This window comes from uncultured Jannaschia sp. (genome assembly GCF_947494055.1).
In the GTDB taxonomy this organism is placed as follows: domain Bacteria; phylum Pseudomonadota; class Alphaproteobacteria; order Rhodobacterales; family Rhodobacteraceae; genus Jannaschia.
Genome location: NZ_CANLTR010000002.1, coordinates 76,148 through 99,776, shown reverse-complemented (window position 1 = coordinate 99,776; position 23,629 = coordinate 76,148). Strand labels below are relative to the sequence as shown.

The window sequence follows — 23,629 nt, the reverse complement described above, 5'->3', positions numbered from 1 at the left end:
AGCATTCCATGCCCGGCACCCTGACCCTCGACGGCCTCCGCAAGCTGGCCAAATCCGGGGAGATCGACACCGTCCTCGTCGCCCTCGTCGACATGCAGGGGCGGCTCATGGGGAAGCGCTTCCACGTCGACGACTTCCTCGAACATGGCGTGGAGGAGAGCCATTGCTGCAACTACCTCCTTGCCACCGACCTGATTATGGCCACGCCCGAGGGCTATGCCGCGACGAGCTGGCGGCAGGGCTACGGAGACTACGCGCTGGTCCCCGATCTCGACACGCTGCGACCGATGCCGTGGCTGCCGGGCACCGCGCTCGTCCTCTGCGACGTGCTCGACCACCACGATCATTCGCCGATCGCCCATTCGCCACGGCAGATCCTGAAGGCGCAGATCGCCCGGCTGGCGGAGATGGGCTACGCGGCGACGATGGCGACCGAGCTCGAATTCTTCCTCTTCGAGGGCGATTACCGCAGCCTGCAGAAGGACGGCTACCGCAACCTCGTCCCGCTCAACGGCTTCAACGAGGATTACAACCTCTTCCAGACCACCAAGGAGGAGCCGATCCTGCGGCCGCTCCGCAATCACCTGCGAGCCGCCGGCATCCCGGTCGAGACGACCAAGGGCGAGGCGGAGATGGGCCAGCAGGAGCTCAACATCCGCCACGCCCCCGCGCTCGACTGCGCCGACAACCACACGATCGCCAAGCAGGCCATCAAGGAGAGCGCCTGGGCGGCAGGCTGTTCGGCCTCGTTTCTGCCGAAATGGGCCTCCGACAAGGTCGGCTCGGCCGGTCACGTCCACATGTCGCTGACGAAGGACCGCGCGCCCGCCTTCTACGAGGAGGGGGCGGAGTACGGCATGTCGCCGCTGATGCGGCACTTCATGGCGGGCGTGCTGGAACACGCGCCCGAGATCACGTATTTCCTCGCGCCCTACGTCAACAGCTACAAGCGCTTCGCGCCGGGCACCTTCGCGCCCACGCGCACCGTCTGGTCGGTGGACAACCGCACCGCCGGGTTCCGCCTCTGCGGGGCAGGTACTAAAGGCGTGCGAGTCGAGTGCCGGGTGCCGGGCTCGGACGTGAACCCCTATCTCGCGCAGGCCGCGCTTCTGGCCGCGGGCATCGCGGGGATCGAGGCGGAGCTGCCGCTGCCCGACCCGTCGGAGGGCGACGCCTACGAGACCAAGGGCGTGGCCGAGATCCCGCGCACGCTGCGCGACGCGACCGAGACGCTCCGGCAGTCGAAGATGCTGCGGGCCGCGATGGGCGACGCGGTGGTGGACCACTACACCCGCGCCGCCGAATGGGAGCAGGAGGAGTTCGACCGCGCCGTCACTGACTGGGAGATCGCGCGCGGCTTCGAGCAGGCGTGAGGGAATGACAATGCTGCAATGTATCTCGCCGGTCGACGGATCGGTCTATGCCGAACGTCCCGCGATGGACTTCGATGCGGCCCGGTCGGCCGTGGACGAAACGCGGCGCGCGCAGGCAAAGTGGGCCGCGCGTCCCCTCGACGAGCGCGTCCGCCTCGTCCTTGCGGGGATCGAGGCGGTCGGCGCGATGAACGACGAGATCGTGCCGGAGCTCGCTTGGCAGATGGGCCGCCCGGTCCGCTACGGCGGCGAGTTCGCGGGCTTCGCCGAGCGCGGCCGCTACATGGCCGACATCGCCGCCACCGCGCTGGCCGATATCGAGGTCGGCTCGGACAACAAGTTCCACCGCTACATCCGCCGGCTGCCTTGGGGCGTCGTCTTCGTCGTCGCGCCCTGGAACTACCCCTACATGACCGCGATCAACACGGTCGCGCCCGCCCTCATCGCGGGCAACGCGGTGGTGCTCAAGCACGCGACGCAAACACTCTTGGCTGGCGAGCGGATGGCGCGGGCCTTCCATTCGGCGGGCATTCCGGATGCGGTGTTCCAAAACGTCTTCCTCGACCACGACACGACCGACGCGCTGCTGCGCGCACGAACCTTCGACGCGGTGAACTTCACCGGCTCCGTCGCGGGCGGTCAGGCGATGGAGCGCGCGGCGGCCGGCACATTCGTTCCCGTTGCGACCGAGCTCGGCGGCAAGGATCCGGGCTACGTCATGGAGGACGCGGACGTCGCCGCGGCCGTGGACACGCTGATGGACGGGGCGATGTTCAATTCCGGGCAATGCTGCTGCGGGATCGAGCGCATCTATGTCCACGACCGGCATTACGACGCGTTCGTCGAGCGCGCCGTGGCCTGGGCGCAGGCGCAGGTGCTGGGCAACCCGCTCGACCGGGAGACGACCATCGGGCCGATGGCCCATGCCCGCTTCGCAGCGCATGTCCGCGCACAGACCGAGGCGGCCGTCGCGGCGGGCGCGACCGCGCATCTCGAGACCGACCCGGCCGACGACGGCGGCGCATATCTCGGGCCGCAGGTCCTGACGGATGTGACGCACGACATGGACGTGATGCGGGAGGAGAGCTTCGGCCCCGTGGTCGGCATCATGCGCGTGGAAGACGACGACGAGGCGGTGCGCCTGATGAACGACTCGCGCTACGGCCTGACTGCGAGCCTCTGGTCGGCGGACGAGGTGCGCGCAGCCGCGCTCAGCGATCGGATCGAGACCGGAACCGTGTTCCTGAACCGCGCCGACTATCTCGACCCCGGCCTGTGCTGGACGGGCTGCAAGGATACCGGGCGGGGCGGTGGGCTCTCGGTGATCGGCTACCACAACCTCACCCGCCCGAAATCCTACCATCTGAAGGTCTCGCCATGACGCTTGCCGGCCGCTGGTCCTATCCCAACGCCATCCGCTTCGGTGCCGGCCGGATCGCGGAACTGCCGCAGGCCTGTATCGAGGCGGGGATGCAACGCCCGCTCCTGGTGACCGACCGGGGGCTGGCGAAACTCGAGGTGACGGCGCGGGCGCTGACCATTCTCGAGGAGGCAGGATTCGCCCCGGCGATCTTCGCCAAGGTCGATCCGAACCCCAACGAGGTGAACCTCGCCGCCGGCGTCGCAGCTTACCGCGCGGGCGAGCATGACGGGGTGATCGCCTTCGGCGGCGGCTCGGGCCTTGACCTCGGCAAGATGGTCGCGTTCATGGCGGGTCAGATCCGCCCGGTTTGGGATTTCGAGGACGTGGCCGATTGGTGGACGCGCGCCGATGCCGATGCCATCGCGCCCATCATCGCCGTGCCGACGACGGCGGGTACCGGATCGGAGGTCGGCCGGGCCAGTGTCATCACGAACGCGCAGACTCACGAGAAGAAGATCATCTTCCACCCGAAGGTCCTGCCGACCATCGTGCTGGCCGACCCGGAACTGACGGTGGGGATGCCGCCGCACATCACCGCGGGCACCGGCCTCGACGCGTTCGCGCATTGCGTCGAGGCGTTCTCCTCGCCGCATTATCATCCGATGAGCCAAGGCATCGCGCTGGAGGGAATGCGGCTGGTGATCGAGAATCTGCCCCGAGCCTATGCCGAACCGGACGATCTCGAGGCGCGCACGCACATGATGTCGGCGGCCTCGATGGGCGCGGTCGCGTTCCAGAAGGGGCTCGGCGCCATCCATGCGCTGAGCCATCCGATCGGAGCCGTGTTCAACACCCATCACGGCACCACCAACGCCATCTGCATGCCCGCCGTGCTGGACTTCAACGCCGATGCCATCCGCGACCGCTTCGACCGCGCCGCCCCCTATCTCGGCATCGAGGGCGGGTTCGACGGGTTCCGCGCCTTCGTGGACGGGTTCAACGACGGCTTCGGCGTGCCCAAGCGCCTGCGCGATCTCGGCGCGGATCCCGCGCGGATCGACGAACTCGTGCCGATGGCGCTGCGCGACCCGTCCTGCGGCGGCAACCCGGTCGAGCTGACCGCGGACGGACTGCGCGACCTGTTCGAACGGGTGATCTGACGGGCTGGGCGAAACAATCCCGGCGAGCGGGTCGTTGAACGCGAACGGAGGCGCCCATGAACTGGTCCGAGATGTTCTTTCAAAGCTGGAGCGGGATCGTGCGAACGCTCATCGTGGGCACGCTCGCTTACGTGTTCCTCGTCTTCTCGCTCCGGGTCTCGGGCAAGCGCACGCTCGCCAAGCTCAACGCCTTCGACCTCGTCATCACGGTCGCCTTCGGCTCGACGCTTGCCTCGATCCTGCTGAGCGAGAGCGTCGCGCTGGCCGAAGGGGCGACCGCGCTCGTCCTCCTCATCGTGCTGCAATACGCGGTGACGACCTTGTCGGTGCGCTCCGAACGCTTCGCGCATGCTGTCCGGTCCGAGCCGACGCTACTGCTTCGCGACGGCGCGCCGCTCCACGACGCGATGCGCCGTGCCCGCGTCACGAAGGCGGAGCTCGAGACGGTGGTGCGCACCGAGGGGCAGAGGGGCCTGAAGGACATCGCGGCGGTGATTCTCGAATCTGACGGCTCCTTCTCGGTCATCGACGGCGAGCAGAAGAAGCAGAACCCGCATGCCGACGCGGGCACATGAGGATGCCTCAGCCCTCCTCGGTCATCTGCATCGGCGCGAAGAACGGCGTCGCGACGATGGTGAGCGCCACGAGACAGGCATAGGCGATCGCGCCGAGCATCGCCGCGCGGTAGGCTGCCTGATCGCCCTGCGCCGCGTCGCCCAGGATCGTGAAGAACAGGCCACCCATGATGGCGACGCCGAAGGCGATGCCGACCTGACGGATCGCCTGTACCGCGCCCGAGGCGGACCCGGTTTCGTTGTCGCCCGCGGCGGCCAGCGCGATCTGGTAGAGCGGCGAGACGATGTTGCCGAGGCCGAGGCCGCCGAGGAAGAACCACGGCGCCATGCGCAGCCAGGAGATCTCGGCACCCATGCCCATGACGGCCCAGCCCTGTCCGACGAAGCCCGCCGCGAAGAGGAGCCCGCCGCCCACGACGCGCCCGCGCATCCACCGCGACCCGAACCATCCGGTCGTGGCCGAGGCAACCAGCACGCCAAGCGGGAACGGCGTCGTCGTCAGGCCCGATTGCAGCGGCGAGAGCCCGTAGCCCGATTGCAGGTAGAGCGCGATCGTGAAGAAATAGGCCGGCGCCGCCGAGAACAGGACCGCGCTGAGCAATCCGCCGGTCAGGAACGGGCCGGATCGTGCGAGCCGCATCGGCAGGAGCTGCGGCCGATCGCGCGCTTCCTGCCGTCGTTGCCAGTGCAGGAATCCCCAGCCGAGCGGAATGGCCGCGAGGATCGGCGCGATCATCCAAGCCTGCCAGCCGAGCGCGGGCGCCTCGATCAGTGGAACCAGCACCGCGAGCATCGCCAGCCCCGCCAGAAGGATGCCGATCCCGTCGGTGCCGAGGCGCGCATCCCCCTCCGCGCGTGGCACGAAGAGGAACGCGCCGACCAGCGCCGCGATTCCGAGGGGGATGTTGACGAGGAAGATCGGCCGCCAGGTCAGCCCGAACAGATCGGCCCCGATCAGGAGCCCGCCGACGATCGGCCCGGTGACGGAGGCGAGCCCCGCCGTGAGCGCGAAGAGACCGAAGGCCGCGCCCCGCTGCTCGGGCGGGAACAGGCGCGGCACCAGCGCGAGCGTCTGCGGCGTCATGATCGCGGCCCCCATGCCCTGCACCACCCGTGCGCCGACCAGCGTGCCGACGCTAGGCGCGAGTCCGCAGACGAGGGAGGCCACCGTGAAGATCACGATCCCGGCCACGAACATCCTCCGGCGCCCGTAGAGGTCGCCCATCCGCCCGGCCGGCAGCAAGAGCAGCGCGAAGGAGAAGGTGTAGCCCGCCACGATCCATTCGATGAGGTTCGGGGGCGCCGAGAGTTCCTCCTGCATCGAGGGCAGGGCGACATTCACGATGGTGATGTCGATCAGGTTCATGAAGTTCGCCAGCAGCAGCACGGCCGCAGCGGCCCATTTGCGTCGCGAGGCGGGATCGGGGGAAGAGGCTCGGGGCATGGCGGGTCCGTGTCGGGTACGGACCGCAACCTAAATGTCCAGACGGCAACGTCGATGGCTGGCGTCGTGTCTCCGGAGTTTAAGCGCCTGCGGGCTCCGCATGATACGAGCCGGCCCACCTCTCCGGGTCGCACGAGCGGGCATCGCACATGCGGGTGGACAGGCGTTGGCGCGAGTCGCGCCGGTGATTTGACGAACGCCAGGTCCACGCACGGACCCGGTAGCGCGGGGTGTCGTGACTGGCCGCGGAGAGGCGCCGTCGCCGGCAACAGGCAGCGGCGCCCGAAGCGCGTCGAATGGCAGGGTACACCTCGGCGGGATCAGGCCGCCTTCGCGGTAACCTCGTTTTTCAGCGTGAGCAGGAGAAGCATCTTGAAGATCTCATCGCCGTCGAGGCGCGAGATGTCGAAATCCGTCACCTTGGTCTGCACTTCGTAGGTGGCGCGAAGGCTGTGCGACCCGACGAACCCCATCGACCAGTCCGCGAAGCTGCGTTCGTCGATCGGCGTGATGTCGAGCAGGGTCACGTCATGGTGCCGTTCGTCGAGCTGGATGCGCTCGAAGGTTTCCTCCACCGCGTCCTTCGGACCTTCGAGGACCTGCCCGAACACGCCGTCGTTGAAGATCAGCGCGCCGGTGACGCCGGCGCGGCCATTGTTGACCTGCGACGTCTCGAGGATCTGATCGATCTCCCAGATCATCTCGCAGTCAGGCCGGGAAATGCGATTGCGGCTGAAATACACGAGCCGCAGGAGGTCGGGTTGCAGGATCGTCATTTCGTCATCCTTTTAGTCGAGGTAGAGAATCAGCGCTCGCGCGTCGACGACGCGGCGAGATAGGTGGCGATGTCCGCGGCCGGGATCGGGCGGCTCAACAGATAGCCCTGGGCGGCCGAGCAGCCCTGTCCGCGGATCCGGTCGAGCTGTTCCTCCGTCTCGACGCCTTCCGCGATCACGGTCATGCCCATCGACGCGCCCAGGCCGGCCACAGCCGTGACGATGTGGTGGGCGTTCTCGTCCGCAAAGGGCTCGCGCACGAAGGACTGGTCGATCTTGACCTTGTTGAAGGGATATTTCCGCAAGTAGTTGAGCGAGGAATATCCCGTTCCGAAATCGTCGAGCGACAGCCTGACGCCGAGATCGCGCAGCGCGTGCATGCGTTCGATCACCAGGTCGTCGTTGGTGAGCAGGACCGATTCCGTCAGTTCGAGCTCGAGGCGCGTCGGCGGCAGCCCCGACGCCGTCAGCGCCGCCCGGACGCTTTCCACGAAGCCTTCCGCTTCGAACTGCACCGGCGAGACGTTGACCGCGACGGTGATGCCGGCGGGCCAGGTCATGGCCATGCGGCAGGCCTCCTCGAGGACCCAGGCGCCGATCTTCAGGATCTCGCGCGTCTCCTCCGCGATCGGGATGAAGGCGGCCGGCGAGACGAGGCCGCGCACCGGGTGGCGCCAGCGGATCAGCGCCTCGAAGCCGGAAACCGAGTCCGTGCCGAAATCGAACTGCGCCTGATAGGCCAGCTCGAATTGATCGAGCAGCAGCGCCTTGCGCAGCTCGGTCTCCAGCAGCCGGCGCTCGTTCAGCGCGGCGAGCATGCCTTCCTCGAACCAGCTGAAGCGGCCACGACCGGCATTCTTGCTCTGGTAGAGCGCCACGTCCGCCCGGCGCAGCAGGTCCGCCACGTCGGTCTCGCCCGGTTGCAGGATGGCGAGGCCGACGCTCGTCCCGACCGAGACCTGATGGCCGTGCACGACGAAGGGGCGCGAGATGACGTCGATGATCCGCGTCGCGAGGGATTCGACGAGTTCGGGCCTGCAATTCGCGAACAGGATCGTGAATTCGTCGCCGCCCATCCTGAGCACGACGTCCGAGGGCCGGATCGAGCCCGACAACCGCTTGGCCACCTTCCGCAGGAGTTCGTCCCCGGCGGCATGCCCGAGGGAATCGTTCACGCGCTTGAACCGGTCCAGATCGAGGCAGGCTGCGACATGCGCGGTGTCCGGCATGCTGCCGCGTTCGAGCATGGCGCCGAAGGCGGGGATCAGGGCGGCCCGGTTGGGCAGGCCGGTCAGCTCGTCCAGGGTGAAGGCGCTGCGGATATCGGCGCTGGCGCCGGTGGCGACCAGACCGACGAAGCCGTTCGGTCCCGTGAATGTCCAGGCGACGGAATGCTCCCGGCCGTCCGCGTCCGTGAGGGTCGAGGCGAAGCCGGCTTGGACGGGGCCGGCCCCGGGCAACGCCGTGCCGGGGGCCACGTCGCGGAGGGCGCGCCCCGCCGGGTCGTCGCCACCACCCAGGCCGAGCAGGGCGCAGAATTTCGGGTCGGCAAAGATCACGCGACCGGACGTGTCCACGTTCACCAGAGCGAACGACGCCTCGAAGGCGCGCGCCGGTCCGGAGGATGGTGCACCGGCCGAACGCTTCGTGGGCAATGTCTTAGATAGATCCAGCATTCGCGGGTGTCCTTGGGTCAAACGTCCGCGAAAGGTTCTACGTCGAGGTGTTAAAGGAATCCTCCGCGAAATGCGGCCGAAACGCGGCACGTCGGCCATTCTTTCCTAAACCTCTAGGAGAGTTGTGCGCGTCGGATGCTGCGCCGGGGTCGTGACGGGACGACGGGCCCTCGACGGTGGTTGATACGGAAATATGTCTGCGCGGCGGCAGGTCTCTTCGCGGCGGGTTCCCGTGTCGAACGGAATGAAAGAGGCGCCGCGGGATGGGATCCCGGAGCATGGGAGAGGCTGGAATGACCCAAGGAAATGCGATGGCGAATGTCGCTCCCATGGCGGAGATCACGATACGCGAACTCCGCTTCGCCGATGATGGGACCGTTCCGAACAATCCAGACCTGTCCGTGGTCCTGATGCGCGGCGCACTTGGGAACGGGGCCGCCCCCCGAGCGGTGACGGCGCTTCTGGAGGCGAACGGGTGGGGCGGCAGCTGGGTCTGGCAGGTCTTTCCCTACCATCACTATCACCCGAACGCGCACGAGGTTCTGGCCGTCGCGACCGGCGAGGCTAGGCTGATGCTCGGTGGGCCAGCGGGCGAGGAGGTGCCCGTCGCGGCCGGGGACGTCATCGTCATTCCGCCGGGGATCGGGCATTGCCAAATCACGGCGAGCGGAGACTTCCAGATCTGCGGCGCCTATCCGCCCGGTCAGGAGGAGTACGATACCGTCCGGGCCGAAGCGCCCCATGACGGCGCGGTGCGCGACCGGATCGCCGCCGTCCCCCGACCCGGAACGGACCCGATCTACGGTCGGGACGGGCCGCTTCCGAAGGCGTGGGGCGCGATACCCGAAGGCTAGTTCGGACCGGTGCGCCCGAGATGCGCTTCGACCAGCTCTCGCACGGGAACGCGCGCGCGCAGGCGGGCGGCCAGCAGGTACATGCCGGCAATCTTCCGCTGGACATGCAGCGCATCCATCGGGAGCGGCGGCGGAACGAGCCCGTCCTCGGCCAGAGCGAGCGCCTCGGCCTGCATCCGGCGCGGCAGGTCCAGCGCCGCGATGTCGAGCGGTTCGTTCCGGCGCAGTTCGGCGCAGGCGATTTCGGCCATGGCGACGAGGCGGTTCGCATGGGCAGGGGACGTGTCCGGACCGATCACGCCGACCTCCGCCGCCAGCGCACGCAGCGTCGCCGGATCCCCGTCGAGCGCCGCGGTAAGGAGGCGGCGGTGCAGGTCGGCCACCTCCGGCGTGATCCGCCGGGTCGCGCCGAAATCGAGCAGCACGATCCGCCCGCCCTCCGCGTCCCATCGGTAGTTCGCGAAATTCGGATCGGTCTGCATCCAGCCGAAATCGAAGAGCTCGCGGAGCGTCAGTTCGATCAGGTTCCGCGCCACCCGGTCGCGGATCGCCTGCGACGCGTGCTCCACGGTCTCGATCGGATCGCCCGGCATGAACGACATCGACAGGACCGAGCGGGTCGACCATTCCCCCACGAAGTCCGGCACGGCGAAGCGGTCGTCCCCCCCGAGCAAACCGCCGAACCGGGCAAGATGGGCACCTTCGGCTGCGTAGTCCGTCTCGGCGTGAAGCTGCGCGCGCGCTTCGGCAAGATAGGGCGCGAGGTCGAAGCCGCGGGGCAGGAGGCCAGACATCCGCATCAACGCGCCGACATTCGCCACGTCGCTGTCGATGCTGTCCGCGACGCCGGGATACTGGACCTTGATCGCGAGCGTCGGTCCGCCCTTCAGCACCGCCCGGTGAACCTGTCCGATGGAGGCGGCGGCGATCGGGTGGACGTCGAAGCGCGCAAAGGCGCCGAGCCAGCCTGGGGGCCATTCGCGGTCGAGCACGCGGCGGAGCTGTGCCGGCGGCATCGCCTCCGCCCCCGCCCGCAGGCGCGCCATGATCGCGGCCAGCTCCGGTGGCAGCACTTCGCCCGCATCCATCGACAGGAGTTGGCCCAGCTTCATCGCCGCGCCGCGCATATCGGCGAGCTGGTCGGTCACGCGGCGAACGTTGCCGGGCGTAAGCACCAGGTCGCGCAGATGCGGCCGGCGCCCGCGGCCGAGTTCCGCCAGCCCGCCGGCCGCGACACGGCCGGCCACGCCCGCGCCGGTGGAGCCGAGCCGGGCGAGCCGGGCGAGCCGGCTTGAGGGCACCGGAAGGCCAGGGGCGCGCGTCGCGTTTAGTTCGTCGTCGTTCACGTTTGTCTCGTTGGTCGCCTGTCGTCGAAAGAAATAGCCCGGCCTTGCCGCACGGGACGCGACGCGGCGAAATGCCTCGCCGCCGGGACGAACCGCATCTCCAGCCGGGTCTTCATCCGCGCGATCCTGTCCCGTTCGCAAGACCCCGGAGAAGGTGGGATGCGGAGGCTCTACGGCGTTCCCAATACCCTGAGGACCTTGTCGCGCGTCGGGGGCAATGTGGGTCAAGAGGCGCCTGCGGGCGCTGCGGATTTCACTGGTGATCGCCGGGCCCTGGGTGGCCTTGCCCGCCTAGGAACGGCGCGTCCGGGGGGCGATGACATACACGTCGATTGTATCCGGCACCGTCTCGATGGGCAACATCGGTTGCTTGACCAGCCGATCGAGGTGACGGTGATGCGGTCGAGGATCACCTCTTCGTAAATCCCCCAGCTCAGCCCCTGCACGATCCCGCCCTTGGTCTGGATGCAGATACCATCGGGGTACACCGCGGCCCCGCTGTCGGTCACGGCGACCACACGACTCACCTTGATGCGCCTGCTCTCGGGCTCGAGCCCGACGCCGAAGGGAGATAGGTTGCTATGCTCTTGAAGCGCACGGAGGCGAAGCTGCCGCCGCCATTCAGGGGCAGGGAACCCGACGACCAGCCGAACTCGCGCGCCGCTCGTTCGATCACGGCGATGGCCCGCGGGTCGTGGAGATGGCGCGGGCGGAACGCGATTGAGCCAGCCCAGGCTAGGATCACCAACTCGTCTATGACGCCCTCGCGCTCGACGACGTTGCCGAACGCTCCGAGCGCGCGCAGGGCGGAGATGTGGAGCGGCATGTCGTTGACGAAATGTCAGAGGATGCGCTCGTTCGGGATCGTGTAGCGCGGCATTGCGTTCCGGTCGTTCAGGCCGGCGGGACGATGCGAAGGTCCGGATACTTGATTGCGACCGCGTCGCCCAGCATCGTCACGGGCAGTTTGTCCCCCGCGCCGCCGGATCGGGTGGAATGGGCGCAGCTCCACAAGTCGTAGGCTCAGCGCGTGATGCGCCGGTCCGCGTTCAGGGTCGCCACCACGTCTGTTGTCACAGAGAATCCAAAGGGCTTCGAACTGAGGAGTTGTTCGCACATCGAACTCAATCGGATCGGTCTGCCGGGATAGGCCCGCACAATCAGCGCCGCGTCGGCGGCTGCGTCGTCCCCGCTGTCATGGCCGTAGCAGCACGGACTGGGTCGATGCGAGATCCGAACCTGCGCCGGGGGCAAGCCGAGCATCTCCGCGATGGCCGCACGGTCTGGATAGACGCCCTGCGTATCCAATTTGACGTCGAGCCAGTCCCCTCCATCCACGCGACGGCGCAGGACGGTTCGATGGCGCCTTGCATCGTTTAGGAGTGGTCAAGGGTTTGCGACTTCGTCGTCGCCCGTCAGCCTCTTCAAAGACGCCATCGCCATCGTGGCCAACATGCGGATATTGGAGCGCAAACTACGTCTTTTCGTCGAACAGACGCATTCGACGAGCGACATCATCGACAACGATCCAATCTGCCGACGCGGAGGCAGACGCGCCGCTCAGTGCCGATTGGGCGCCATTCGTCTCGATTGACGCCCGCAAGCCGCGAACCGTTCGGCAATCAACTGCTCAGGCGTCGGCGATACGCGCGATTACGTCGTTGAAGGTGGACGAGGGGCGCATCACCGCCGCGGTCTTGTCGGCGTCGGTGTGATAATAGCCGCCGAGGTCGATGGCCTGCCCACGGCCGGCACGAAGCTCCGAAAGGATGGTATCCTCCTTCTCCGCGAGCGCCTCGGCAATCGGGGCGAACCGCTGCGCAAGCTCCGGGTCGTCCGCCTGTGCGGCGAGCGCTTCGGCCCAGTAGCGGGCGAAGTAATAGTGGCTATCGCGGTTGTCCGGCTGACCGACCTTGCGGCCCGGCGAGCGGTCGTCGTCAAGGATGCCCTGCGTCGCGACGTCGACGGCGTTGCCCAGCACGCGCGCCTTCGCGTTACCCGTCGTCTCCGAAAGAAGCCGCAGACTTTCCCCAAGAGCGCAGAACTCGCCGAGGGAGTCCCAGCGAAGGTGGTTCTGCTCCAGAAGCTGCTGGACGTGCTTGGGCGCGGAGCCGCCCGCCCCGGTCTCGAAGAGGCCGCCCCCGTTCATCAGCTTGACCACGGAGAGCATCTTGGCCGAGGTGCCGAGCTCGAGGATCGGGAACAGGTCGGTAAGGTAGTCGCGCAGCACGTTGCCGCTGACCGCGATGTGGTTTTTGCCCGCGCGGATCGTCTCCAACGCGGCGCGGGTAGCAGGGCCGGGCGCCATGATACGGAACTTGTCGGAGACGCCCGCCGCGTCGAGCAGGGGCTTCACCAGCGAGATCAGCTGCGCGTCGTGGGCCCGCGTCTCGTCGAGCCAGAAAACCGCCTCGCAGTTCTCCGCCGCCTGTCGCTCGATGGCGAGCTTCACCCAATCCTCGATCGGCGCCTTCTTGGTATTGGCCGAACGCCAGATGTCGCCCGCCTCCACGCGATGCTCGTGCAGGACGTCGCCGTTGGCCGCAACCACGCGCATCGTGCCGTCCGCGGGAACCTCGAACGTCGTCGGGTGGGAGCCGTATTCCTCCGCCTTCTGCGCCATCAGGCCCACATTCTGCACCGTGCCGGCCGTCGCCGGATCGAGCGCGCCGGTCTCCTTGAAGTAGTCGATCGCCTCCCGGTAGATCGCCGCGTAGGAACTGTCGGGGATGACGCAGTTGGCATCGGCCGGTTCGCCGTCCGGACCCCAGCCCTTACCGCCAGCGCGGATCAACGCCGGCATCGAGGCGTCGATGATGACGTCGGACGGAACGTGAAGGTTGGTGATCCCGCGGTCGGAATCGACCATGTAGAGCGGCGGCCGGTCGGCCAGGACGGCGTCGATCTCGGAGCGGATCGCGGCGCCGTCCGCCATGTCGTCCACGCGCGCGAAGAGGGCGCCGAGGCCAGAATTGGGATCGGCGCCCGCGGCTTCGAACGCAGGCCCGTGCGCCTCGAAGACGGGCTTGAGGTATTCGCGGACCGCATGACCGAAGAGGATCGGGTCGGAGACCTTCATCATCGTCGCCTTGAGGTGGAGCGAGAAGAGCGTGCCCTCGTCCTTCGTCGCCGCGATCTGTTCGGCGAGGAAGCGGTCCAGCGCACGGGCCGACATGAAGGTCGCGTCGACCACGGTGCCTTCCGGGAAGGACACGCCCTCCTTCATGACCTGCGTGCCCTTCGCCGTCTCGAGCTCGATCCGCGCGGGGCCGGCCTGCGCCGCAGTGACGATGACCGAGGTCTCGTTGGAACGGAAGTCGCCCTCCGACATGGTGGAAACGCGCGTGCGGCTGTCGGCGGACCATTCGCCCATCGAGTGCGGGTTGGCCATCGCGTATCGCTTGACGGCCACGGCGGCGCGCCGATCGGAGTTCCCCTCCCGCAGGACGGGGTTCACGGCCGAACCCTTGATCGCGTCGTAGCGGGCACGGACGTCGCGCTCCGCGTCAGTCTGCGGATCGTTCGGATAGTCCGGCAGGTCGTAGTTCTGCGCCTGCAACTCGCGGATCGCGGCGGTGAGCTGCGGCGCGGAGGCGGAGATGTTCGGGAGCTTGATGACGTTCGCATCCGGCGTCTTCACGAGATCACCTAACACCGCGAGGTCGTCCGATTGCCGCCGGTCCTCGCTCAGCGCTTCCGGGAATGCGGCGAGGATACGGCCGGCGAGCGAGATGTCGCGCGTGCCGACCGCGATGCCGGCGGACGCGGCGAAGGATTGGATGATCGGCAGGAGCGAGGCGGAGGCGATCTGCGGCGCCTCGTCGACCTTGGTGTAGATGATGTCGGGCGTGCTCTGCGCGGTCATGGTCCGGTCCTCCTGCTTTGCCAACCGTCTGACCGGAGGCGCGGCCGGGGTCAACGAGGAACGGCCCGGAACTGCCTCGCCCGCCGCCCCGACGGCGGCTAAAGCTGGGGATGACAAAGATCGTAAGGCAGTGCTCGCCTCAGTCGCGGTCCGCTCGAAGGTTCGATGCCTCCACGTCCTTCGCTTGCGCACCAGTGACCACGCGTGTGTGCCAGTCGCGGCAGCGCGACTCCAGTTCGTCGGGCGGGGGACGGTCGGTGAAGAAGGCATCGATTTCCGCGAGCCCGGCGATACGGGCCGGGGCGGATCGCTGGAACTTGGAATGGTCGGCAACGAGGAACCGGCGCCGCGACTGCTGCAGGATCGCCTGGCTCACCCCGACCTCCTGAAGGTCGTAGTCCAGGATGTCACCGTCCGCATCCAGCGCCGAACAACCGATCACGCCGATATCGACCTTGAACTGCCGGATCGTGGAGATCGCCACGTCGCCCACCAGCCCGCCGTCGGAGCGCCGCAGCACGCCACCGGTCACGATGACGCGGAACGCGGCGTTCTGGCCGAGGATGTTGGCGACGTTCATGTTGTTCGTGACGACGAGCAGGTTCTCGTGGTCGAGCAGTTCGGTCGCGACGGCCTCGGTGCTAGTGCCGATATTGAGGAAGACGGAACAGTCGTTCGGGATCTCCGCCGCGCAGGCCCGCGCGATCGCGGCCTTCGCCTCAGGGTTCAGCTCGCGGCGATCCTCGTAGCCGATATTGATCACCCGCGAGGGCAGGACCGCGCCGCCATGCACGCGCTCGAGCTTCCCGGCCTCGGCGAGTTCGGAGAGGTCTCGGCGGATCGTCTGCAACGCGACCCCGAAATGCGCGGCCAGACCGTCGACCGTAACCATCCTGTCGCGCCGGGCGATCTCGATGATTTCGGGCTGGCGGAACGATTGCGACATGGGCAGTCCCTCCCGGCGCGAAAATGCGCGGATCGGTTCGTTCCTGTCAATCGACAAAGCTCGACGTCTTTCGACAGGCAAAACGACATGCGACCGGTCTCCGAAATGGCCCTCTTCGTTCGCAAAAGAACGAAAACGCGCACAAACCCCTTTCGTTATCGCGCGGCTGGCGCTATCACGATTGCGAGCGCATCGGGCGGGGAGGGCCGCGTGTTCGACAACGGGGACATCCAGGATCTCGTCATCGTCGGCGGCGGCATCAACGGCTGCGGCATCGCCCGCGATGCGGCCGGCCGGGGGCTGACGGTCACGCTGGCCGAGATGAACGACCTCGCCTCGGCCACGTCCTCGGCCTCGACCAAGCTGTTCCACGGCGGGCTGCGCTATCTCGAGTATTTCGAGGTGCGACTGGTGCGGGAGGCGTTGATCGAGCGGGAGACGCTCCTGCGCGCGATGCCGCACATCTCCTGGCCGATGCGGTTCGTGCTGCCCTACCATAAGGACATGCGGTTCGAGGGGGAAACGCCGACCTCGCGTATTCTCAATGCGGTGATGCCCTGGACGAAGGGCCGGCGCCCGGCCTGGATCATCCGGCTCGGCCTGTTTCTCTACGACAACCTGGGCGGCCGGAAGATTCTGCCCGGGACGGAGACGATCCGCCTGCGCGGCACGCCGGAAGGGGCGCCGTTGAAGGATCGGTTCGAGACGGCCTACGAATACAGCGATTGCTGGATCGAAGACTCCCGTCTGGTCGTGCTCAACGCCCGCGATGCGGAAGCGCGGGGCGCCACCATCCTGACGCGGACGAAGGTGACGGAGGCACGTCGGGACGGCGACCTATGGGTCGTCAAGCTCGTGGACCGGGAAAGCGAGGAAACGCGGGAGATCCGGGCCCGGATGCTGGTAAATGCCGGCGGGCCCTGGGTCGGCGACGTCATCCGGACCAAGGTCCGCTCGAACAGCCGCGAGGGCGTGCGCCTCGTGCGCGGGTCGCATATCGTCACCCGCAGGCTCTTCGACCACGACAAGTGCTATTTCTTCCAAGGAACGGACGGCCGGATCATGTTCGCGATCCCCTACGAGGAGGAGTTCACCCTGATCGGAACCACCGACCAGGAGCACGAGGATCCGGACGTGAAGCCGGTCTGCACGCCCGAGGAACGGCACTACATGCTCGACTTCGTCAACGCCTACCTGAAGCGGGACGTGACCGAGGCGGATGTGGTGTGGTCCTATTCCGGGGTGCGGCCGCTCTACGACGACGGCGCGCAATCCGCTTCGGCCGCGACGCGGGATTACACGTTGCGGGTCGATTCCGAAGGCGGCGCGCCGCTTCTGAACGTGTTCGGGGGCAAGATCACGACCTATCGTCGTCTGGCGGAAAGCGCGTTGGAGAAGATCGGCGCGCATCTCGATGTGGTGAAGGGTCAATGGACGGCGGGTGTGCCCCTGCCGGGCGGAGATTTCGGCGTGGACGAGGTCGGCGAACTGGTCGCGCGGCTGAAGGCCGAGCATCCATTTCTCGACGATTACGCCTGTCGCCGGATGATCCGGGCCTACGGGACCGGGGCCTGGGACATGCTGGACGGCGCGAAAGGCGCGGCGGATCTTGGCGAGCCGTTCGGCGCGACGTTGACGGCGCGCGAGGTCGAGTGGCTGATGTTACGGGAATGGGCGCGCACGGCGGAAGACGTCGTGTGGCGCCGGTCGAAGCTGGGATTGCGCCTGACGGACGTGCAGATCGAGCGGCTGGACGCGTGGATGAGCGAAGCCCGGGCGCGGATCTCCCGCCAGTCGGCGGCCGAGTAGCGGGAGGAGGACCGAGATGACCCTGATTCTCGACGGCGTGTCCAAGGTGGTGGGCGGGCAGACACATATCCACTCGACGGATCTGACGCTGGAGAAAGGCACGATGAACGTGCTCCTCGGTCCGACGCTCGCGGGGAAGACCTCGCTGATGCGCCTGATGGCCGGGCTCGACGCGCCGACGACGGGACGCATCCTGTGGAACGGCGAGGACGTGACGGGGCAGCGGGTGCAGGATCGGCGCGTCGCGATGGTCTACCAGCAGTTCATCAACTACCCGTCGATGAGCGTGCGCGACAACATCGCCTCGCCGATGAAGCTGATGGGCGTGGATCGCGCCGAGATTGATCGGCGGGTCAGAGAAGTGGCCGAGATGATGCGCCTTACGCCGATGCTCGACCGTCGGCCGCTGGAGTTGTCGGGCGGGCAGCAACAGCGCTGCGCGTTGGCCCGTGCGTTGGTGAAGAATGCGGGGCTCGTGTTGCTCGACGAGCCGCTCGCGAACCTCGACTACAAGCTGCGCGAGGAGCTGCGCGCCGAGATCCCGCGCATCTTCGAGGAATCGGGCGCTATCTTCGTCTACGCCACGACCGAGCCGGAGGAGGCGCTGCTTCTGGGCGGCAACACGGCGACGCTCTGGCAAGGTCGCGTGACGCAGTTCGGGGCGACGCCCACCGTCTACCGCCGCCCGGTCGATGCCACGACTGCGCGGGTCTTCTCGGACCCGCCGATGAACTTTCTGAGGGTGCGCAAGACGGGCGGGACCCTGTCCTTCGGCGAGGGACAATCCTCGCTCGTTCCGGACGCGGCGTCGGAGCTGACCGACGGCGATTACCTCGCCGGGTTCCGGCCGAACCACGTCGTGCTCGACCGTCCGGTTGAGGGCGCGATGACCTTTCGCACGAAGCTCGCAGTAACCGAGATCACCGGGTCGGAGACCTTCGTCCATCTCGACCATCACGGCGAGCGCTGGGTCGGGCTCGTCCACGGCATCCGCGTCCTGAAACCCGGACAGGAACTGGTGATCCATCTCGACCCGGCGCATGTCTACGTCTTCACCGAGGACGGCGCCCTCGTCTCGCCCGCATCCTACGCGGAGGCCGCCTGACATGGCGAAGATCACGCTCGACAACCTCGCGCATTCCTACCTGCCGCAGCCGAAGGGCGAGGACGACTACGCCCTGAAGGAACTCAATCACGACTGGAACGACGGCGAGGCCTACGCGCTCCTCGGTGCGTCGGGCTGCGGAAAGTCCACGCTTCTCAATATCATCTCGGGGCTTCTTCACCCGAGCCAGGGGCGCATCCTCTTCGACGGCCACGACGTGACCCACGCGCCGACGGCGGAGCGCAACATTGCGCAGGTGTTCCAGTTTCCGGTCGTCTACGACACGATGAGCGTGCGCGACAATCTGGCCTTCCCCCTGCGCAACCGCGGCCGGGACGAGACCTACGTCGCCGAGCGGGTGCAGGAGATCGCCCGGATGATCGGCATGGAGGCGGAGCTCGACCGCAAGGCGCGGGGGCTCACGGCGGACGCCAAACAGAAGATCTCGCTCGGCCGCGGCATGGTGCGCAAGGACGTCAACGCGCTCCTCTTCGACGAGCCGCTCACCGTGATCGACCCGCACATGAAGTGGGAGCTGCGCACCCAACTCAAGCAGCTGCACCAGGATTTCGGCCACACGATGATCTACGTCACCCACGACCAGACCGAGGCGCTCACCTTCGCCGACAAGGTGGTCGTAATGTACGACGGACGCGTGGTGCAGATCGGCACGCCGCAGGAGTTGTTCGAGCGTCCGGCGCATACCTTCGTGGGCTACTTCATCGGCTCCCCGGGCATGAACCTGTTCGACGCGGAGGTATACGGACGGACCGCGCGCATCGCCGGGGCCGAGGTCGACCTCGGCGCGGTCCACGAGACCGGCCGGGGCCGGGTGCAGGTCGGTGTGCGGCCCGAATTCGTCGCGCTGCGTGCGGACGGGCCGGGCGTGCCGGCGCGGGTGAGCCGCGTCGAGGATGTCGGCCGTCACAAGATCGTCCGGCTCGACGTCGGTGGAACTTCGAGCAGCGCCATCCTGCCGGAGCATGAAACCGTTCCGGCCGGGGCCGACCGTATCGTGTTCGACCCGGCCGTGATCAATGTCTACGAGAACGACTGGCGCGTGCCGCCGGTGCGCCGGGGCAGGGAGGCCGCGTGATGAAGACCGTCAACCAGAAGGCCTGGTTCCTCGTCCTGCCGGTGCTGGTACTGGTGGCCTTCTCGGCCGTCATCCCGCTGATGACCGTCGTGAACTATTCGGTGCAGGACACGTTCGGCAACAACGTCTTCTTCTGGGCCGGACTCGACTGGTTCCGCGACATGCTCGCCTCCGACCGGATGTGGAACGCGCTCGTCCGGCAACTCGTCTTTTCGGCGATCATCCTCGCGATCGAGGTGCCACTCGGCATCTTCGTCGCGCTCAACATGCCCAAGAGCGGGGTCTGGGCGTCGTTCTGCCTGGTGCTGATGTCGCTGCCGCTTCTCATTCCGTGGAACGTGGTCGGCACGATCTGGCAGATCTTCGGGCGGGTCGATATCGGCCTGCTGGGCTACACGCTCGACGCGATCGGCATCGACTACAACTACACGCAGGGCTTCATCGCGGCCTGGGCGACCGTGATCGTGATGGATGTCTGGCACTGGACGTCGCTTGTGGCGCTTCTGGCCTATGCCGGGCTCCGCTCAATCCCCGACGCCTATTACCAGGCCGCCAAGATCGACCAGGCGTCGCGGTGGAAGGTGTTCCGCTACATCGAGCTGCCGAAGATGTCGGGCGTGCTGATGATCGCCATCCTGCTGCGGTTCATGGACAGCTTCATGATCTATACCGAGCCGTTCGTGGTTACCGGCGGGGGGCCGGGAAACGCGACGACGTTCCTGTCGATTGACCTCGTGAAGATGGCCCTCGGCCAGTTCGACCTCGGTCCCGCGGCAGCCTTCTCGCTGATGTATTTCCTCGTGATCCTGCTCGTTTCGTGGGTGTTCTACACCGTGATGACCAACCTCGACAAAAGGGACGGCGTCCGATGACCGATACGACCGCCTCCGCCCCCGGCGCCGCCTCGATCCCCGGCCGCGTCACCGCGGACCGCACCGGGAGCCGCACGCGCCGGCGCTTCCGGCCGAACGGGTCGGCCGTGGTGATGGGGCTTTACCTCCTGTTCCTGATGCTGCCGATCTACTGGCTGCTGAACATGAGCCTGAAGACCAACACCGAGATCCTCTCGACCTTCTCGCTCTGGCCGCGGAACCTGACCTTCGCGAATTACGAGACGATCCTGAGCGACGCGTCCTGGTACATGGGCTACGTCAACTCGCTCATCTACGTGGTGATGAACACGGCGATCAGCCTCGCCGTCGCGCTGCCCGCGGCCTACGCCTTCTCGCGGTATTCGTTCATCGGCGACAAGCACCTGTTCTTCTGGCTTCTGACGAACCGCATGGCGCCGCCGGCCGTGTTCGCGCTGCCGTTCTTCCAGCTCTATTCGGCGGTCGGGCTCTTCGACACGCATATCGCCGTGGCGCTGGCGCATTGCCTCTTCAACGTGCCGCTGGCGGTCTGGATTCTCGAAGGTTTCATGCGGGGCGTGCCGCGGGAAATCGACGAGACGGCCTATATCGACGGCTATTCCTTCCCGCGCTTCTTCGTGCGGATCTTCATGCCGCTCATCGCGTCTGGCATCGGCGTCGCCGCGTTCTTCTGCTTCATGTTCTCTTGGGTGGAGCTGCTGCTGTCGCGGACGCTGACGAGCGTGAACGCCAAGCCGATCGCCGCCACGATGACCCGCACCGTGGGCGCGGCGGGGGTGGATTGGGGCGTCCTGGCCGCGGCGGGCGTGCTCACCATCATTCCGGGCGCGCTCGTGATTTGGTTCGTCCGCAACTACATCGCCAAGGGCTTCGCCCTGGGGAGGGTGTGATGAGCGAATTCTTTGCTGCGATGTTTGGCGGTCTTATCGTCGCAGGACTCCAACTCGGATATCAATGGTGGAACACCGACAGGCCTAAAAAGCGCTTGGAGGATCGCCAGAAAGAGATGTTACGAAGGATGTTGACGCCTAAAAACATGCCTCCTACGCAATCGGGGCGCCGAGCTGAATGGAGGACCTTCGAGACCTTAAAGCATGTCATCGGGGCGAACGATGAAGATACTAAGCGCCTGCTCATCGAGGTTGGAGCTCGAGGTAAGAATAAAACCGGCCACTTATGGGCATTGGAAAGCAACAAACCACTTCATCGCTCCACTCAGGATGAGGACAGCGATGAAGTAGAGTACGAGCCGCGCCATGCTTAATTGGATGGCCTGGACCTGGCCCACGGCGGCCTTCTTCGTCACGATCGCGGCGCTCCTGGTGGTCTTCACGATCCTCGCGATCCGGCGACCCGAGACGCCCCGGCAGGGCGTGCTTCGGATCGAGACGACGCGGGGCGACCGGCTCTTCATCACGCTTCTCGGATCGGCTTTCATCAACCTGTTCTGGCTCGGCCTCGAACTCGGGCCTCAGCCCTGGGCGATGGCCGTCTGCCTCGTCTACGCCGCGGCGGTGTTCCGCTGGGTGTAGCCCGACCTGCGGACGAGGAGAGCCGCAGCACAACCAAAGGTTCCAAAGGGAGGACACCATGAACCGATTACTCACTTCCACCGCCGCCGTGGCGCTCGCGCTCGTCGCGCCGCCGGCCTTCGCCGACATGGAGGCCGCGCAGCAATTCCTCGACGCCGAGATCGGCGACGTCTCGACCCTGACCCGCGAGGAGCAGGAAGCCGAGATGCAATGGTTCATCGACGCCGCCGCGGACTTCCAGGGGATGGACATCAACGTCGTCTCCGAGACGATCACCACGCACGAATACGAGGCGCAGGTGCTGGCCCCGGCCTTCTCGGCTATCACCGGGATCAACGTCACCCACGACCTGATCGGCGAGGGCGACGTCGTCGAGCGCCTGCAGGTGCAGATGCAGTCGGGCCAGAACGTCTACGACGCCTTCGTCAACGACAGCGACCTGATCGGCACCCATTGGCGCTACGGTCAGGCGCGCAACCTGACCGAGTGGATGGCGGGCGAGGGCGCCGACGTCACCTCGCCGACCCTCGACCTCGACGATTTCATCGGCACGCAGTTCACGACCGGCCCGGACGGAAACCTCTACCAGCTGCCCGACCAGCAATTCGCGAACCTGTACTGGTTCCGCTACGACTGGTTCAACGACGAGCAGACCAAGTCCGACTTCCAGGATGAATACGGCTACGAGCTCGGCGTGCCGGTGAACTGGGCCGCCTACGAGGATATCGCCGAGTTCTTCACGGGCCGCGACATGTCCTACATCGAGGGCGAGCCGACTTCGGTCTGGGGCAACATGGATTACGGCAAGAAGGACCCGTCGCTCGGCTGGCGCTACACCGACGCCTGGATGTCGATGGCCGGCATGGGCGACAAGGGCGAGCCGAACGGCCTGCCGGTCGACGAATGGGGCATCCGCGTCAACGAGAACTCGCAACCGGTGGGTGCCTGCATGGCACGCGGCGGGGCGACGAACTCGCCGGCGGCGGTCTACGCCGTCAACAAGGCGATCGAGTGGCTGCAGAACTATTCGCCGCCGCAGGCCGCGGGCATGACCTTCTCCGAAGCCGGCCCGGTGCCGGGGCAGGGCGACATCGCGCAGCAGATGTTCATGTACACCACCTTCGTGGCGCCGCTCGTCGACAGCGAGGCGGTCATGAACGAGGACGGCACGCCCAAGTGGCGCCTCGCCCCCTCGCCGCACGGCGTCTACTGGGAGGAGGGAATGAAGGTCGGCTACCAGGACGTCGGCTCCTGGACGATCCTCGACTCCACGCCCGACGACCGCGCCAAGGCCGCCTGGCTCTACGCGCAGTTCGTGACCTCCAAGACGGTGGACGTGAAGAAGTCGGACGTGGGTCTTACCTTCATCCGCGAGAGCACGATCGACTCGGATCACTTCACCGAGCGGGCGCCGAACCTCGGCGGCCTGGTCGAGTTCTACCGCTCGCCGGCGCGGACGCAGTGGTCGCCGACGGGGACGAACGTGCCTGACTACCCGAAGCTCGCGCAGCTCTGGTGGCAGAACATCGGTGACGCGATGTCCGGCGCCAAGACCTCGCAGGAGGCGCTCGACCAGCTCTGCGCCGACATGGAGGACGTGATGTCCCGCCTCGAGCGGGCCGGCGTGCAGGGCGACCTGGGTCCGGTCCTCAACGAGGAGCAGGACCCGCAGGTCTGGCTCGACGAAGCCGGCGCGCCGAAGCCGGCCCTCGAGAACGAGGACGAGGAACCGCAGACCGTCTCCTACGACGAGCTGATCCAGTCCTGGCAGTGACGCCACCGGCCGGGGCCTTCGGGCCCCGGCCATCCGAGACCTTTCCACGTACGGGGCCGATCC

Annotated in this window: 21 protein-coding genes; 13 read left to right on the top strand and 8 right to left on the bottom strand. The window is 66.9% G+C overall.

The window, feature by feature from the left end:
* The first annotated feature begins 8 nt into the window (after positions 1 to 8).
* Genes Q1A87_RS02485 through Q1A87_RS02470 form a run of 4 tightly spaced genes read left to right on the top strand, consistent with a single transcriptional unit; the run spans position 9 to position 4,471 of the window.
* Entirely contained in the window at positions 9 to 1,373 is a 1,365-nt protein-coding gene (locus tag Q1A87_RS02485; protein WP_299646731.1) for a glutamine synthetase family protein, read from the top strand.
* 4 nt (positions 1,374 to 1,377) lie between these two features.
* The gene (locus Q1A87_RS02480; RefSeq protein WP_299646729.1) at positions 1,378 to 2,754 is read left to right on the top strand and encodes an aldehyde dehydrogenase family protein; all 1,377 of its coding nucleotides are present in this window, start codon (positions 1,378 to 1,380) and stop codon (positions 2,752 to 2,754) included.
* Complete coding sequence (locus tag Q1A87_RS02475; RefSeq protein ID WP_299646727.1) at positions 2,751 to 3,896, top strand: iron-containing alcohol dehydrogenase; 1,146 nt, start codon at positions 2,751 to 2,753, stop codon at positions 3,894 to 3,896. Before Q1A87_RS02480 ends, Q1A87_RS02475 begins: the two co-directional genes overlap by 4 nt.
* A gap of 56 nt (positions 3,897 to 3,952) precedes the next feature.
* The gene (locus tag Q1A87_RS02470) at positions 3,953 to 4,471 is read left to right on the top strand and encodes a YetF domain-containing protein (RefSeq protein ID WP_299646725.1); all 519 of its coding nucleotides are present in this window, start codon (positions 3,953 to 3,955) and stop codon (positions 4,469 to 4,471) included.
* Positions 4,472 to 4,478: 7 nt separating this feature from the next.
* Here Q1A87_RS02470 and Q1A87_RS02465 read toward each other — a convergent pair whose 3' ends face one another.
* The 3 genes from Q1A87_RS02465 to Q1A87_RS02455 all read right to left on the bottom strand — a co-directional run bounded on the left by Q1A87_RS02465 (position 4,479) and on the right by Q1A87_RS02455 (position 8,367).
* Positions 4,479 to 5,915, bottom strand: coding sequence for an MFS transporter (locus tag Q1A87_RS02465; RefSeq protein WP_299646724.1), 1,437 nt, complete (start codon positions 5,913 to 5,915; stop codon positions 4,479 to 4,481).
* Positions 5,916 to 6,235: 320 nt separating this feature from the next.
* Positions 6,236 to 6,691, bottom strand: coding sequence for a BLUF domain-containing protein (locus Q1A87_RS02460; protein ID WP_299646722.1), 456 nt, complete (start codon positions 6,689 to 6,691; stop codon positions 6,236 to 6,238).
* 29 nt (positions 6,692 to 6,720) lie between these two features.
* Positions 6,721 to 8,367, bottom strand: coding sequence for a bifunctional diguanylate cyclase/phosphodiesterase (locus Q1A87_RS02455; RefSeq protein WP_299646720.1), 1,647 nt, complete (start codon positions 8,365 to 8,367; stop codon positions 6,721 to 6,723).
* Between the two features lie 293 nt (positions 8,368 to 8,660).
* Between Q1A87_RS02455 and Q1A87_RS02450 the strand changes: the two genes are divergently transcribed.
* Positions 8,661 to 9,221, top strand: a complete 561-nt coding sequence (locus tag Q1A87_RS02450) for a cupin domain-containing protein (protein ID WP_299646718.1) — start codon at positions 8,661 to 8,663, stop codon at positions 9,219 to 9,221.
* Here the strand turns inward: Q1A87_RS02450 and Q1A87_RS02445 are convergent.
* From Q1A87_RS02445 to Q1A87_RS02430, 5 genes are all read right to left on the bottom strand, one after another.
* Entirely contained in the window at positions 9,218 to 10,567 is a 1,350-nt protein-coding gene (locus Q1A87_RS02445; RefSeq protein WP_299646716.1) for an AarF/ABC1/UbiB kinase family protein, read from the bottom strand. The two genes, Q1A87_RS02450 and Q1A87_RS02445, sit on opposite strands and share 4 nt — an antisense overlap.
* A 224-nt stretch (positions 10,568 to 10,791) precedes the next feature.
* Entirely contained in the window at positions 10,792 to 11,076 is a 285-nt protein-coding gene (locus tag Q1A87_RS24130) for a hypothetical protein (RefSeq protein WP_363322939.1), read from the bottom strand.
* 14 nt (positions 11,077 to 11,090) lie between these two features.
* On the bottom strand, positions 11,091 to 11,393 hold the full coding sequence (locus Q1A87_RS02440) for a hypothetical protein (protein WP_299646714.1): 303 nt from the start codon (positions 11,391 to 11,393) through the stop codon (positions 11,091 to 11,093).
* Positions 11,394 to 12,197: 804 nt separating this feature from the next.
* Positions 12,198 to 14,432 carry an NADP-dependent isocitrate dehydrogenase gene (locus Q1A87_RS02435; protein ID WP_299646712.1) on the bottom strand — a complete coding sequence of 745 codons (2,235 nt, stop codon included), beginning with the start codon at positions 14,430 to 14,432 and terminating at the stop codon, positions 12,198 to 12,200.
* 139 nt (positions 14,433 to 14,571) lie between these two features.
* On the bottom strand, positions 14,572 to 15,378 hold the full coding sequence (locus tag Q1A87_RS02430; RefSeq protein WP_299646710.1) for a DeoR/GlpR family DNA-binding transcription regulator: 807 nt from the start codon (positions 15,376 to 15,378) through the stop codon (positions 14,572 to 14,574).
* A 210-nt stretch (positions 15,379 to 15,588) separates the two neighbouring features.
* Here Q1A87_RS02430 and glpD point away from each other — a divergent pair, with 210 nt between their 5' ends.
* Genes glpD through Q1A87_RS02390 form a run of 8 tightly spaced genes read left to right on the top strand, consistent with a single transcriptional unit; the run spans position 15,589 to position 23,566 of the window.
* Complete coding sequence (gene glpD, locus Q1A87_RS02425; RefSeq protein ID WP_299646708.1) at positions 15,589 to 17,187, top strand: glycerol-3-phosphate dehydrogenase; 1,599 nt, start codon at positions 15,589 to 15,591, stop codon at positions 17,185 to 17,187.
* Positions 17,188 to 17,203: 16 nt separating this feature from the next.
* Complete coding sequence (locus Q1A87_RS02420; protein ID WP_299646706.1) at positions 17,204 to 18,292, top strand: ABC transporter ATP-binding protein; 1,089 nt, start codon at positions 17,204 to 17,206, stop codon at positions 18,290 to 18,292.
* A gap of 1 nt (position 18,293) precedes the next feature.
* On the top strand, positions 18,294 to 19,388 hold the full coding sequence (locus Q1A87_RS02415) for an ABC transporter ATP-binding protein (protein ID WP_299646704.1): 1,095 nt from the start codon (positions 18,294 to 18,296) through the stop codon (positions 19,386 to 19,388).
* Entirely contained in the window at positions 19,385 to 20,260 is an 876-nt protein-coding gene (locus Q1A87_RS02410; protein ID WP_299646702.1) for a sugar ABC transporter permease, read from the top strand. Before Q1A87_RS02415 ends, Q1A87_RS02410 begins: the two co-directional genes overlap by 4 nt.
* Entirely contained in the window at positions 20,257 to 21,150 is an 894-nt protein-coding gene (locus tag Q1A87_RS02405) for a carbohydrate ABC transporter permease (protein WP_299646700.1), read from the top strand. Before Q1A87_RS02410 ends, Q1A87_RS02405 begins: the two co-directional genes overlap by 4 nt.
* Positions 21,150 to 21,524 carry a hypothetical protein gene (locus Q1A87_RS02400; protein WP_299646698.1) on the top strand — a complete coding sequence of 125 codons (375 nt, stop codon included), beginning with the start codon at positions 21,150 to 21,152 and terminating at the stop codon, positions 21,522 to 21,524. Before Q1A87_RS02405 ends, Q1A87_RS02400 begins: the two co-directional genes overlap by 1 nt.
* Positions 21,517 to 21,792 (top strand): DUF2160 domain-containing protein, encoded by a 276-nt coding sequence (locus tag Q1A87_RS02395; RefSeq protein WP_299646697.1) that lies wholly within the window; start codon positions 21,517 to 21,519, stop codon positions 21,790 to 21,792. Before Q1A87_RS02400 ends, Q1A87_RS02395 begins: the two co-directional genes overlap by 8 nt.
* A gap of 58 nt (positions 21,793 to 21,850) precedes the next feature.
* Positions 21,851 to 23,566, top strand: coding sequence for an ABC transporter substrate-binding protein (locus Q1A87_RS02390; protein ID WP_299646695.1), 1,716 nt, complete (start codon positions 21,851 to 21,853; stop codon positions 23,564 to 23,566).
* Positions 23,567 to 23,629: the final 63 nt, after the last annotated feature.